Source organism: Nocardia sp. NPDC003183 (assembly GCF_053590715.1).
Genome location: NZ_JBSFTG010000004.1, coordinates 1 through 12692, shown reverse-complemented (window position 1 = coordinate 12692; position 12692 = coordinate 1). Strand labels below are relative to the sequence as shown.

Sequence of the window (12692 nt, the reverse complement as noted above, 5' to 3'; positions counted from 1 at the left end):
GCACCTCGGCCGGACCGACAGAAACAACAAAACCCCCAGGATGACCTGGGGGTTTTGTCGTTGAGCCGATGACGGGAATCGAACCCGCGCCATCTGCTTGGGAAGCAGAAGTTCTACCATTGAACTACATCGGCACTGCGCCACTGGGGGCGTTCGCGACTCTATCAGAACTCGTGCCGTGCGATGCAAGTGTTGATCGTGCTCGTGCTGGTGGCCGGGGTGACGCGGGTACGGGTCGGGTGTCGTAGGGGTGGGGGTCCTACCTGGGCCGTAGCTGCCTACACTGGGCCGGTGCTGCTCTCCGATCGTGACATCAGGGCCGAGATCGCCGCTGGGCGTCTCGGTGTCGAACCGATGCTCGAGTCGATGGTTCAGCCGTCGAGCATCGACGTGCGCCTCGACGGGCTGTTCCGGGTGTTCGACAACAGCCGCTACACCCATATCGATCCGGCGCAGCAGCAGGACGAGCTGACCAGCCTGGTCGAGCCGAAGCCGGGTGAGCCGTTCGTGCTGCATCCGGGGGAGTTCGTGCTCGGGTCCACGCTCGAGGTGTGCTCGTTGCCCGACGATCTGGCGGGGCGGCTGGAGGGCAAGTCGAGTCTGGGGCGGCTCGGGCTGCTCACGCATTCGACGGCGGGGTTCATCGATCCGGGGTTCAGCGGGCACATCACCCTGGAGCTGTCGAATGTGGCGAATCTGCCGATCACGCTGTGGCCGGGGATGAAGATCGGGCAGCTGTGCCTGATCCGGCTGTCCAGCCCGGCCGAGCACCCGTACGGCAGCGCCAAGGCCGGGTCGAAGTATCAGGGTCAGCGGGGGCCGACGCCGTCGCGGTCGTACCTCAACTTTCCTCTCTCGCCGGATTCCCTGAGCGCGGTCGAGACCCGCTGAGGGCCCGCCGCCACGGCGATGCTCAGCACCAGCGACAGCGCGGGCAGGGTGTCGCCGCCCCCGGACGGCGGCCGCACCCAGTGACAGCCCTCGCGACTCCAGCGGCCCAGGTTGGTCGGCAGCATCACGGCGCTGCCGGTGCCGGGGATATCGATATCGAGCCCCGCGAGCTCGGCGGCCTCTTCCTCGGAGGGCCGGGCGTCGGGTACGGCGAGCACGCTCCAGCGGATCTGACGCGCCAGCACCGGACCCTCACAGCGTTGCTCGCGCAGCGCCATGAGCACCTTCTCGGCGCGTGTGGTCGGTAGATGCACCACGCACAGCCGGTCGGTGATCGGCAGCATCACAAAGCCGCCGCGCTCGCGGACGGGCAGCCGGAATTCACGCTGGTAACACCGCACCCAGTCGTCGACAGTTCTGGCTTCCACGCTTCCAGAATCGCGCACGCACGTGCGCGTGACCACTGCCCCGCACCGCCCTTTCACTGCCTCTGGCAACCGATTCCACGAACTTGTGGCGTGTCTCACTGTCACGCTCGTACTCTGGGGGGAGTTGTCCGTCGGATGAGGTGACGCCGTGGTCGGGGAGTGGACAGGGAGAGAGGCCAGAGCTCTTCGCGATGCCAAACGAATGAGCATCCGGGAGTTCGCGGCTCATCTCGGTGTGCACGAACGATTGGTGTCGAAGTGGGAGGCGGGCGGGGTGCGGGTTCGCCCGCGTCCGGTGAATCAGGCCGCGCTGGATACGTCACTGGCCCGATCCGATGATGTTGTGCGCGCACGATTCTCGACCCTGCTGGCGCCCGCGGGTGATGCCGACCTGCTCGCGTTCGTCGATGCGGGAACTGTCAAAGGTGCTGTGCCCGAGGTGTTGTCGGAGAGGGAGTTGATCATGGCGGCTGCGCACGAGGCCAGCGAACACGCGGCCGCCGCGGAGGGCACCAATGTGGGGGCCACGACGCTGGCCCAGCTCGACGCCGACGTGCGGCGCATCGCCAACGAATACGTCCACGCCGCACCGGCACCGATGATGGTGGAGATGCTGCGGGTGCGCAGGCGGGTGTATCGACTACTCGACGGGCAGCAGAAGCCGGTCGACACCAGCCACCTATATCTGCTGGCGGGGACACTGTCCGGGCTGCTGGCCAACGCGAGCACCGACCTCGGCTACCTCGACGCCGCGGGCGAACAGATCAGAGCCGCTTGGGCTTACGCGGAACTGAGCGGGCACAACGGGTTGCGCGCGTGGACGCGCGGCATGCACGCGCTGATCGAGAACTGGTCCGACCGGCCGCGCAACGCCGTCCAATTAGCGCGCAGCGGGCAGGAATTCGCCGGGCCGGGACTGGGGCGGGTGCGGCTGCTCAATATCGAGGCGAGGGTGTGGGCGCGGCTCGGCAGCGACTCCGAGACCGACCGGTGCCTGCGCGCGGCCGAGGTGGCGGCCGGTGACCGCCGCGACGAACTGCACGACGAGATCGGCGGGGTGTTCGGCTTCGGCCCGCCCAAGGCCGCCTACTACGCGGGCGCCACCTGCATCCAGCTCGGCCGCGCCGAACAGGCACTGGCCGCCACCGAACGCGCGATCACCCTCTATTCGAGCGGCCCGCCGCTGCAACGTTCCTACGGCGCCGAATCGCTGGCCCGCGTCGACAACGCGGCCGCCCACCTGATCAACGGCAGCATCGACGGCGCCGCCGACGCCCTGCGCCCGGTCCTCGACCTGCCCGAGGACAAACGCATCGCCCAGCTCGGCGAACGCCTCGTCGGTCTGCGCCGCCGCATCGCCGCCCCGACCTATCGCGACGCGGTGGAAGCGCGCGGCTTGGACGAACGCATCGAAGAATTCTGTGTGGCGACCGCGGCGCTCGGCAGCCACCCCCGACCGTAGCTGATCACGTAACGCCTGGTCACCCACGAACATGGGTAACTCGCCGGGTACGAGCCGGCTGCCCGTCAGCCGTCAACACGCGTCTCACCGGCCCGGGCCCGGCCGATAGCCGCGGGGAGGCGGAAAGAGTTTGCCCCGGATGGCAACATGGACGCGTGAGTCCTCAATCGCCGCATGTGCCCCCGCGCGTTCTCGAGCAGTCGACGAAACTGCAGAACGTGGTCTACGAGATCCGTGGGCCGGTTCACGCACAGGCAGCACGCCTGGAGGCCGAGGGCCACCGCATTCTCAAGCTCAACATCGGCAATCCCGCCCCGTTCGGGTTCGAGGCCCCCGATGTGATCATGCGCGACATCATCGCCGCGCTGCCGTATGCCCAGGGGTATTCCGAGTCCAAGGGGATCCTGTCGGCGCGGCGAGCCATCGTCACCCGGTACGAGCTGGTGCCGGGCTTCCCCGAGCTCGATGTGGACGACGTCTACCTCGGCAACGGGGTGTCCGAGCTGATCACCGTCACCATGCAGGCGCTGCTCGACAACGGCGACGAGGTGCTGATCCCGGCCCCCGATTACCCGCTGTGGACGGCCATGACCAGCCTGGCCGGCGGTACTCCGGTGCACTACCTGTGCGACGAGGAGAACGGCTGGCAGCCCGATATCGCCGATATCGAATCGAAGATCACCGACAAGACCAAGGCCCTGCTGGTGATCAACCCGAACAATCCGACGGGTGCGGTGTACTCGGCGGAGGTGTTGCAGCAGATCGTCGACCTGGCGCGCAAGCACCGGTTGCTGCTGCTGGCCGACGAGATCTACGACAAGATCCTCTACGACGACGCCAAGCACATCTCGCTGGCTTCGCTCGCTCCCGATCTGCTGTGCCTGACGTTCAACGGTCTGTCGAAGGCGTACCGGGTGGCCGGTTACCGCTCGGGCTGGCTCGCGATCACCGGGCCGAAGGACCACGCGGCCGGTTTCCTGGAGGGGATCGACCTGCTCGCGTCCTCGCGGCTGTGCCCGAACGTGCCCGCCCAGCACGCCATTCAGGTGGCGCTCGGCGGGCATCAGAGCATCGACGATCTGATCCTGCCGGGCGGGCGCTTGCTCGAGCAGCGCGATGTGGCGTGGGAGCGGCTCAACATGATCCCCGGTGTGTCGTGCGTGAAGCCGCGTGGCGCGCTGTACGCGTTCCCGCGGTTGGATCCGAACGTGCACGAGATCCACGACGACGGGAAGCTCGTGCTGGATCTGCTGTTGCAGGAGAAGATCCTGATGGTGCAGGGGACCGGCTTCAACTGGCCTGCGAACGACCATCTGCGAATCGTGACGCTGCCGTGGGCGCGGGATCTGGCCGTGGCGATCGAGCGGTTCGGTAATTTCCTGTCCAGTTACCGGCAGTAGAGTTACAGGCGATGCTCACCTGTCACGGCTTTGACCAGTGAGTTTATGGGCTCTGGGCAGGATGGTCATCCTGGTATGCCAGGAAAAACAGACTGTGAGTTCGGAATGTTGGATGTTTTGAAGATCTACTAGTGCAAAAGTCCATCTTTTGTGTACAGTAGACCTCGGCGCTTCGGCGCCCTGGCCCGGTTGTCTACCCCCCCTGGACAACCGAGAGCCTTAGGTACGCGCGCCTACCCCCCTGGGCGCCTGCCTCCGGCGGCGGAGACACCCCCCTGCTCTCCGCCGCCCACAAACCCGCCTCCCCGGGTCCAGGTCAGACCTGGACCCGGGGAGGCTTTTTTGTGCGGCCAGGGGTACTGGAGTTGTCCATGTTGTCGCGAGATCTGGTGTTGCGGGCGTGTTATTGAAAACGAGGTCCTTTAAGCTCTGGTCGTGAGCGAGCATCATCACCATCACGACCATTCCGGGCCCATCGCCATCAGTGACACCGCGGCGAAGGTTGTCGTCGGGTTGTTGGCGATCATCGGGGCGGTGGTGTTGGTCGCGACGGTGATTCTGTGGCCGAGCGCGCAGCACGTCGAGATTCCGCTGCCGATGCAGACCATGTCCGGTGGGGCCGTGGAGACCGAGGCCGGAACCGTTGTCATGCAGGACATCGGTCCCTGCGGGAGTCCATCGAACGGCAAGGTGTTCGCCGACAAGCCGGAACCGCCGCGGACCTCCTCCTACACCTGTCAGCGCAGCATCATCGATATCAGGTCGGGACCCGACGAGGGCAAGAAGACGCTGTTCGAGATCGCGCCGGGGCCGGGGCAGCCCGATCTACGGACAGGCGACGACATCCGGGTGGTGCGTGCCGCGGATCCGTCCGGGGTCACCATGTACGCGTTCGAGGACTACTCGCGCGGGCTGCCGCTGACCTTGATCGTGCTCGCCTTCGTCGTGGTGATCTGTGTGGTCGCGCGGTGGCGGGGATTCCGGGCGCTGGTCGGGTTGTGTTTCGCGTTCGGCGTGGTGGTGATGTTCCTGTTGCCCGCGTTGCTCGACGGGAAGTCGGCGATCCCGGTCGCGCTGGTGTCGGGGGCGCTGATTCTGTACGTGGTGCTCTACCTCGCCCACGGGGTGAATCTGCGGACAAGTTCGGCATTGCTCGGCACGCTCGCGTCGATGGTGGTGGCGGCCGTGCTGTCCTGGCTGGCGATCGAGGTCACCCATCTCACGGGGCTGTCCGAGGAACAGAACACCAACGTGGCGACCTACATTCAGCACGTGAGCATCACTGGGTTGCTGCTGGCGGGATTCATCATCGGCTCGCTCGGTGTGCTCAACGACGTGACCATCACGCAGGCCTCGGCGGCCTTCGAACTCGCCGCGCTCGATGAAGGAGCGTCGCGGCGCGAGATCTTCACCGCGGCCATGCGAGTCGGGCGCGACCACATCGCCAGTACCGTCTACACGCTCGTGCTCGCCTACGCCGGTGGGGCGCTGCCGTTGCTGCTGTTGTTCAGCATCGCGGGGCGATCGATCACCGATGTGCTGACCGGCGACGCGGTGGCCATCGAGATCACGCGATCGGCGGTGGGCGGTATCGCGTTGGCGTTGTCGGTGCCGTTGACGACCGCGATCGCGGTGATGCTGGCCCGGCCGTTCGGTGCGAAGCAGGCCGCTGTGGCGCCCGCGCGGGCCCGGCACGCGCGGAACTGAGACTGTTCGGCGCCGGACCGGCTCGCGGAGCTCGGTTCGGCGAACCGGAAAGCAGGAACGGTTACTGACCGGCAGGCGGGAAGCCGGGCAGGACCACCGGGGGCAGGGTGGGCAGCACCACCGGGGGCAGCCCGGGGACGACGGTGAAGGTGTTGGGACCCTGCGACGGCGGCGCGGCGGTGGTTTCCTCGGCTTGGCGCGGGTTGACCGGTGGCGCGGCAACGGTTTCGTGCTGGGCCTCGGTCGTCGCGACCGAGGCCGTCGTCGGGCCGACGGCGGTGGGGCGCGGCGCGGTGGTGGCGGGGACGGCTTGCGAACCGTCGCTCGACGAACCGCGCTCGAGTACTTCGGGGCCGTAACCGAGGCCGAGGCCGATCGCCGCGACCACCACCAGCGAACTCACCGTGAGCACCGCCACGTTCAGTTCCCGGCGCGAATGCGCGCGGCTGGTGAGTGCGCTGAGCGGGCGACGACCACGGGTCGGCGCGGTGAGCCAGGCGGGGGTGGCGTCGTCGTGGTCGCCCATCGGGATCGGCGCCGGGGCGACGGGGGCCTGCTGGACCTGGGCGGGGCGGGCCAGCAGCGCGGCACCGCGGGCCAGCGCCGTCTCCGGCTCGGCGGGCACGATCACGGGCACGCCGATCGTGCGCTCGAGCACGCGCGCGATCAACGGAATCCGGGCGCCACCACCGAGCACCAGCACCGCCTGCACCGGATGCTGCGCGCGGATGATGACATCGCGGGTCATCCGGGCCGACGACTCGATCGCCAGCATCATCAGCGCTTCGAAATTCTCCTGGGTGAGCAGCACCAGGCCCTGCTCGCTGGGTAGGGCCACCGCGTTGCTGTTGGACAGCTGCTCCTTGGCGGCCCGGCACAGACCGTCGAGGGCGGCCAGACCCGCCGGGTCGGCCGGATGCGCGATCCGGCCCGAGGCGATCTGCTGCTCCCTGATCAGCGAATCCAGGTAGTCGCCGCTGATATCGCTGATCCGCTCGCACTGGTACACATCGCTGGTGCGGGCGTTGATCACGCTCACCGTGAGACCCGAACTGCCCAGGTCGTAGACGGCCAGGGTGGACACTTCCCGCATATCGCTGGTGGCATGGGCGAAGTGCACGGCGGCAACGGCTTCGGGAACGAGCTGGTAGTTCGTGAGCTGGCGTCGCGCCATCGCCGCGCGGACCGCCCTGGCCTGCGGTTCGCTGCGGAAGGTGATGGTGGTGGCGGCGATCTCCGGCGACGCGGCCAGCGTGGCGGCGATCGCGTCGGCGGCGGACTCCTCGGCCTGCTGTTCGGGCATCGAGATCGATTGCACCTCGAACGAAGACGGCGGAACGGAATCGTGCGGGCCACCGTGCTGCGGACGAGCGAGGCGCACCGTCCCGGCCCCCACCGATATTCCCAGAACCGAACTCATCCGCTGCCCATCTCGTCCGTGCTGCACGACATGCGAGGGACTGCGATAACGCGGACCGAAATCCGCCCAGCCCCCGCTTGGCTCGTTACTCTACGGGGTGCCGAGTCCGGCGTATACCCACCCGGCCGCACGCCAGGTTGTGCTGTCCAAGCAGTTGCGACCGTCGATGATCGAACGGGACCGTACCACCGGGTCGAGGTCGGCCGGCGTCAAAGCGGTGAATTCGTTCCACTCGGTAAGGACCAGCACCACATCGGCGCGATCGCAGGCCTCCGAGACCGAAGTGGCGTAGTTCAACGTGGGGAACACCCGGCGCGAATTCTCCACTGCCTTGGGGTCGTACACGGTGACGACGGCGCCGTGCAGCTGGATCATCCCGGCCACGTTCAAGGCGGGCGAATCGCGCACATCATCGGATTCCGGCTTGAAGGCCGCGCCGAGGACCGCCACATTCGCGCCGAGCAGGGAACCCCCACAGGCGCGGGCGGCCATGTCGACGACCTTCGTCCGGCGGCGCATGTTGATGTTGTCGACCTCGCGCAGGAACGCCACGGCGTGATCGGCGCCGAGCTCACCCGAGCGCGCCATGAAGGCGCGGATGTCCTTGGGTAAGCAGCCGCCACCGAAACCGAGTCCGGCATTGAGGAACCGGCGGCCGATGCGGGCGTCGTACCCGAGCGCGTCGGCCAGCATGGTCACGTCGGCGCCGGTGGCCTCACACACCTCCGAGACGGCGTTGATGAACGAGATCTTCGTCGCCAGAAAGGCGTTCGCCGAGACCTTCACCAATTCGGCGGTGGCCAGATCGGTGAGCAGGAAGGGGATCTCGGCGGCGATGAGGTCGGCGTAGATCTCGCGGATGTGCTCCTCCACCCACGCCGAGCGTTCGCGGCCGTGATCCAGTCCGAGGACCAGGCGGTCGGGGCGCAGGGTGTCCTGCACCGCGAAACCCTCGCGCAGGAACTCGGGGTTCCAGACGACCTCGACGTCGACCTTCGCCTGCTCGCGAGCCCGAATGCCGAGGGCCGCGGCGGTTCCCACCGGAACGGTGGACTTGCCGACGATCATCGCCGGGCGTTCCAGCATCGGGGCGAGCGTATCCACCACCGCGTGCACGTATTTCAGATCGGCGCCGTACTCGCCCTTCTTCTGCGGTGTCCCCACCCCGAGGAAGTGGACGTCGGCATGGGCCGCGGCATCGGAATAATCCGTGGTGAACCGCAAACGACCGGAGGCGAGGTTGCGTTGCAGCACTTCCTCGAGTCCAGGCTCGTAGAACGGCACCACACCATCGGCCAACTTGGCCACCTTGCCGGGATCGATGTCCACCCCGACCACGTCGTGTCCCAACTCGGCCATACACGCTGCATGCGTGGCTCCGAGGTACCCCGTTCCGAAGACTGTGCATCGCATAGTTCTGTTGGTAAGCGATGCGCGTGGCTACGCCGCGTCAGCGAGGCAAGAGGGGGCGCAACATCTGGTGTACAGGGGGAAACGCGAGCGGGGGTGATCGGTGTGCGGGGCTCTCACCTGCGAAAACGCGATAGCTGCCGGGTGCACGGTTCGAATCGTGGGCCTGCACTCGTGGCGTGCCGCTCGGGTTCGCGGGGATTGGCATAATCGTGCGGGATCGCCTGAATACGCCATCGCGGATGGAGCATTGACTGTGCGTCGGGTCCTGTTCGCCACGGGTGGAGCGCTGGTGGTGGTGCTGATCGCGGTGGTCGCGTTGTGGCCGGTGTACGTGCGCCCGCGCACGGACGACCCGCAGATCGCCGACGCGATTCTCGTTCTCGGTGGGGCGCACGACGGGCGCGAACAACTCGGGCTGCGGCTGGCCGCGCAGGGGTACGCGCCTCGGGTGCTGGTCTCCAACCCCTACGAACGCAGCCCGATGGTGAATCGAATCTGCCACGGGGGCTACAGCTTCGAGGTGATCTGCTTCGATCCGAGTCCGCGCACGACCCTCGGCGAAGGCCGAGAACTGGCGCGCCTGGGGGCCGGCTGGGACCGCGTCATCGTGGTCACCTTCACCCCGCACATCTCCCGGGCCCGCTACATCCTCGGTGAATGCTGGGATGGCGAGTTGCTGTTCGTCGACCCGGAACCGCGGCTCTCGCCCGCTCGCTGGGCTTGGGACTACGCGTATCAGTCGGCGGGATTCGTGAAGGCTTGGTTCGCCGACTGCTGAATGCGTAAGGCCCCGCTCCGAAGCGGAGCGGGGCCTTACGTGGAAAACCTGTGGGGGGTAAGCCCTATCAGTTGGCCGGAGCGAGCTCGGGAGCCGGAGCCGCGACTGCCTTCGGCTTGTCGGCCCACACGGTGGTGCCGTCCGGAGCCTGCAGCACCTGCAGCAGCTCCCAGCCGGTGACGGCCATGGTCGGACCGCCGATGGCGATCATGCCCACGATTCCGCCGACAGCGGCACCGACGGTCAGACCGGGGATGCAACCGACGGGGATGGTGACGACGCAACCGATCAGCGCGCCGACAGCGGTGCCGACGAACGTGCCGATCGCGGTGCCGATGCTGAACTTGCTGGAGAAGTCGTTGATCGCCTTCTGGTTCTCCTGCGCCGACGCGATGTCCTTGAGGACCGGCTTCGGGCTGACCACCTGCTGGCCGATGGCCACGCCGGCGGGCTTTTCCGGAGTGAGCTCCAGAACAGTGGAGTCCTTGACGACCTCGGTCTTGGTCGGGATCTCCGCGCCACCGATCGAGAAGGCGATCGGCAGGGCGATCACGACCGCGCCGCTGGTGTCCTTGATCTCGGCGACCTTGGTCTTGGGTGCTTCGGGGGTCTCGCCGTCCTGCTCGACGATCGAGAAGGTGCCGTTCTTCACGGTGGCGACAACGGTCTTGTCGACCAGCTTGACCGAGTACTTGATGTCCTGCGGCGCCTCTTCGGCATGAGCGGTGCCCATGGCCACGGTCATCGCCCCGATAACCAGTGCGGCAGCCGCAGTGGTCCTACGGAAGTTCATTCAGGTTCCAATCCATCAGGTGTGGTGCGGAGTGCGATCCAGCGACACGCGAGACTCGTCAAGCGAGGCATCTCTATGAGATGTCCCCTACTTCTCCCCGAGCAGTGTGAAGACCGGCACAGCATGCAGAACAGCTGGAGCTTAATGGACCGAATCCCCTGAGGCCAGAACGAATTTCGATGGGCTTAGTAAGCCTGACCTTAGCTTCGCCGCAGTTCACGGACGGTTTACGGTGTTCAACAGTCGCTACGGGAACCCCGCAGCAAACATTTTTGTGATATTGCTCACAGGCAAACCACAGGTCAAGTCCCAGTAAACAAGGTCAGACGGCAAATGCCGATCCTACGGTGGACAGCGGTAGTTACTGGCCGGTAACTTAGTGGCGGTTACGATACGAGCAACCGGGTGAGGTCTCCTCGCTCAGACCCTCGTGTTGCCTCGAAAGAAAGGTCGCGACATGAATGCCCTGACTATCACGTTGGGCACGATTGGAGCTGTGCTCAGCCTGTTCTGTTGGGCGTCGTTTATCGGCGGCGCATGGAACATCGGCAAGGCCATCACCATCGGCCAGACGGCCCCCGATCGTTGGCGACCGTTCTTCCCACGGTTCAAGAACATGTTCGTCGAGGTCGCGGCCCACACGCGGATGAACAAGTTCCGCACGGTCGGCTGGGCGCACTGGCTGGTGATGACCGGCTTCATCCTCGGCGCGATCCTGTGGTTCGAGGCCTACGGCCAGACCTTCGACGGCTCGTTCCACTGGCCGATCATCGGCAACTGGGCGATCTACCACCTGGTCGACGAGATCCTCGGCATCGGCACCGTGGTCGGCATCGGCGCGCTGATCATCATCCGTCAGCTGAACCACCCGCGGATTCCCGCGCGCCTGTCGCGGTTCAGCGGCTCCAAGATGGCGCCCGCCTATGTCATCGAGACGATCGTCTTGATGGAGGGCCTCGGCATGATCTTCGTCAAGGCCGGCAAGATCGCCACCTACGGCCACGGGCACGCCTCGACCGACTTCTTCACCATGCAGATCGCCAAGCTGCTGCCCGCGAGCCCGACCATGGTGTCGATCTTCGCGTTCATCAAGCTGATGTCGGGCATGGCCTTCCTGTACCTGGTCGGCCGCAACATCACCTGGGGCGTCGCCTGGCACCGGTTCTCGGCCTTCTTCAACATCTACTTCAAGCGCGAGGCCGACGGCAGCGTCGCCCTCGGCGCGGCCGCGCCGATGATCTCCAACGGCAAGGTTCTCGACATGGAGAACGTCGACCCCGAGGTCGACACCCTGGGCGCCGGCCGCATGGAGGACTTCTCCTGGAAGGGCTGGCTCGACTTCACCACCTGCACCGAGTGCGGTCGCTGCCAGTCGCAGTGCCCCGCCTGGAACACCGGTAAGCCGCTCTCGCCGAAGCTGCTGATCATGTCGCTGCGCGACCACGGGTACGCCGCCGCCCCGTACCTGCTGGCCGGTGGCCGCAAGGACGCCGGTGGCGACGAGGTCGGTCTGGTCGACGCCGACGGCAAGCCCGACGAGGCCGCGCTGGCCAAGATCCCCGAGGCCGCCCGTCTCGAGGCGGATCGTCCGCTGGTCGGTGGCGAGGATGTCCACGGCATCATCGATCCCGAGGTGTTGTGGTCGTGCACGACCTGTGGTGCGTGTGTCGAGCAGTGCCCGGTCGATATCGAGCATGTCGATCACATCATCGATATGCGCCGCTACCAGGTGTTGATCGAGTCGGAGTTCCCCTCCGAGCTCGCGGGTTTGTTCAAGAACCTCGAGAACAAGGGCAACCCGTGGGGGCAGAACTCCAAGGACCGCCTCAACTGGATCAAGGAAGTCGATTTCGACATCCCGGTCTTCGGGAAGGACGCCGACAGCTTCGACGGCTACGAGTACCTGTTCTGGGTCGGGTGCGCCGGTGCCTACGAGGACCGGGCCAAGAAGACCACCAAGGCTGTGGCCGAGCTGCTGGCGACCGCGGGCACGAAGTTCATGGTGCTGGGTGCGGAGGAGACCTGTACCGGTGACTCGGCGCGTCGTGCGGGTAACGAGTTCTTGTTCCAGCAGCTGGCGTTGCAGAACATCGAGGTCATCAACTCGGTGTTCGAGGGTGTCGAGCAGTCCAAGAAGAAGATCGTTGTCACGTGCGCGCATTGCTTCAACACGCTCAACAACGAGTACCCGCAGGTCGGTGGGACTTACGAGGTTGTGCACCATACCCAGTTGCTGAACCGGTTGGTGCGTCAGAAGCAGCTGGTGCCGGTCGCGACGGTTTCGCAGAACATCACCTATCACGATCCGTGCTATCTGGGTCGGCACAACAAGGTCTACGACGCGCCGCGTGAGTTGATGGAGGCCTCGGGGTCGAATCTGATCGAGATGCCGCGCCATGG

The 12692-nt window shown here is 66.2% G+C and carries 10 protein-coding genes and 1 tRNA gene; 6 read left to right on the top strand and 5 right to left on the bottom strand.

Translation table 11 applies throughout. From position 1 onward, the window contains the following. Positions 1-63: 63 nt before the first annotated feature. A tRNA-Gly gene (locus ACWDXS_RS15945) sits at positions 64-134 on the bottom strand. 157 nt (positions 135-291) lie between these two features. Here ACWDXS_RS15945 and dcd point away from each other — a divergent pair. Continuing rightward, positions 292-891, top strand: coding sequence for a dCTP deaminase (gene dcd / locus ACWDXS_RS15940; protein WP_067455312.1), 600 nt, complete (start codon positions 292-294; stop codon positions 889-891). Here dcd and ACWDXS_RS15935 read toward each other — a convergent pair. Continuing rightward, a complete protein-coding gene (locus ACWDXS_RS15935; RefSeq protein ID WP_378635220.1) occupies positions 810-1319 on the bottom strand; it encodes a hypothetical protein in 510 nt (169 codons plus the stop codon). The two genes, dcd and ACWDXS_RS15935, sit on opposite strands and share 82 nt — an antisense overlap. A 202-nt stretch (positions 1320-1521) precedes the next feature. On the opposite strand from ACWDXS_RS15935, the gene ACWDXS_RS15930 reads away from it, so the two are divergent. From ACWDXS_RS15930 to ACWDXS_RS15920, 3 genes are all read left to right on the top strand, one after another. Then, positions 1522-2781, top strand: coding sequence for a helix-turn-helix domain-containing protein (locus tag ACWDXS_RS15930; RefSeq protein WP_449966288.1), 1260 nt, complete (start codon positions 1522-1524; stop codon positions 2779-2781). Positions 2782-2936: 155 nt separating this feature from the next. Beyond that, complete coding sequence (locus ACWDXS_RS15925; RefSeq protein WP_378996913.1) at positions 2937-4181, top strand: pyridoxal phosphate-dependent aminotransferase; 1245 nt, start codon at positions 2937-2939, stop codon at positions 4179-4181. A gap of 435 nt (positions 4182-4616) precedes the next feature. Continuing rightward, complete coding sequence (locus ACWDXS_RS15920) at positions 4617-5888, top strand: YibE/F family protein (RefSeq protein ID WP_449966284.1); 1272 nt, start codon at positions 4617-4619, stop codon at positions 5886-5888. A 61-nt stretch (positions 5889-5949) separates the two neighbouring features. Here the strand turns inward: ACWDXS_RS15920 and ACWDXS_RS15915 are convergent, their stop codons facing one another. Both ACWDXS_RS15915 and ACWDXS_RS15910 read right to left on the bottom strand, forming a co-directional pair. Continuing rightward, positions 5950-7191, bottom strand: coding sequence for an Hsp70 family protein (locus tag ACWDXS_RS15915; protein ID WP_449966281.1), 1242 nt, complete (start codon positions 7189-7191; stop codon positions 5950-5952). Positions 7192-7398: 207 nt separating this feature from the next. After that, entirely contained in the window at positions 7399-8721 is a 1323-nt protein-coding gene (locus ACWDXS_RS15910) for a UDP-glucose dehydrogenase family protein (protein ID WP_449966278.1), read from the bottom strand. A gap of 247 nt (positions 8722-8968) precedes the next feature. Here ACWDXS_RS15910 and ACWDXS_RS15905 point away from each other — a divergent pair, with 247 nt between their 5' ends. Then, on the top strand, positions 8969-9499 hold the full coding sequence (locus ACWDXS_RS15905; protein ID WP_449966275.1) for a YdcF family protein: 531 nt from the start codon (positions 8969-8971) through the stop codon (positions 9497-9499). Positions 9500-9566: 67 nt separating this feature from the next. Here the strand turns inward: ACWDXS_RS15905 and ACWDXS_RS15900 are convergent, their stop codons facing one another. Then, complete coding sequence (locus ACWDXS_RS15900; protein ID WP_378996925.1) at positions 9567-10292, bottom strand: hypothetical protein; 726 nt, start codon at positions 10290-10292, stop codon at positions 9567-9569. A 457-nt stretch (positions 10293-10749) separates the two neighbouring features. On the opposite strand from ACWDXS_RS15900, the gene ACWDXS_RS15895 reads away from it, so the two are divergent. Continuing rightward, on the top strand, positions 10750-12692 hold a 1943-nt coding region (locus ACWDXS_RS15895), incomplete at its 3' end, for a (Fe-S)-binding protein (protein WP_449966271.1).

What these genes read in the sequence shown, in the direction of transcription:
- ACWDXS_RS15930 (WP_449966288.1), top strand. Translation starts at nt 1,522, where the DNA reads ATGAGCATCCGGGAGTTCGCGGCTCATCTCGGTGTGCACGAACGATTG.
- ACWDXS_RS15915 (WP_449966281.1), bottom strand. Translation starts at nt 7,191, where the DNA reads ATGCCCGAACAGCAGGCCGAGGAGTCCGCCGCCGACGCGATCGCCGCC.
- ACWDXS_RS15910 (WP_449966278.1), bottom strand. Translation starts at nt 8,721, where the DNA reads ATGCGATGCACAGTCTTCGGAACGGGGTACCTCGGAGCCACGCATGCA.
- ACWDXS_RS15900 (WP_378996925.1), bottom strand. Translation starts at nt 10,292, where the DNA reads ATGAACTTCCGTAGGACCACTGCGGCTGCCGCACTGGTTATCGGGGCG.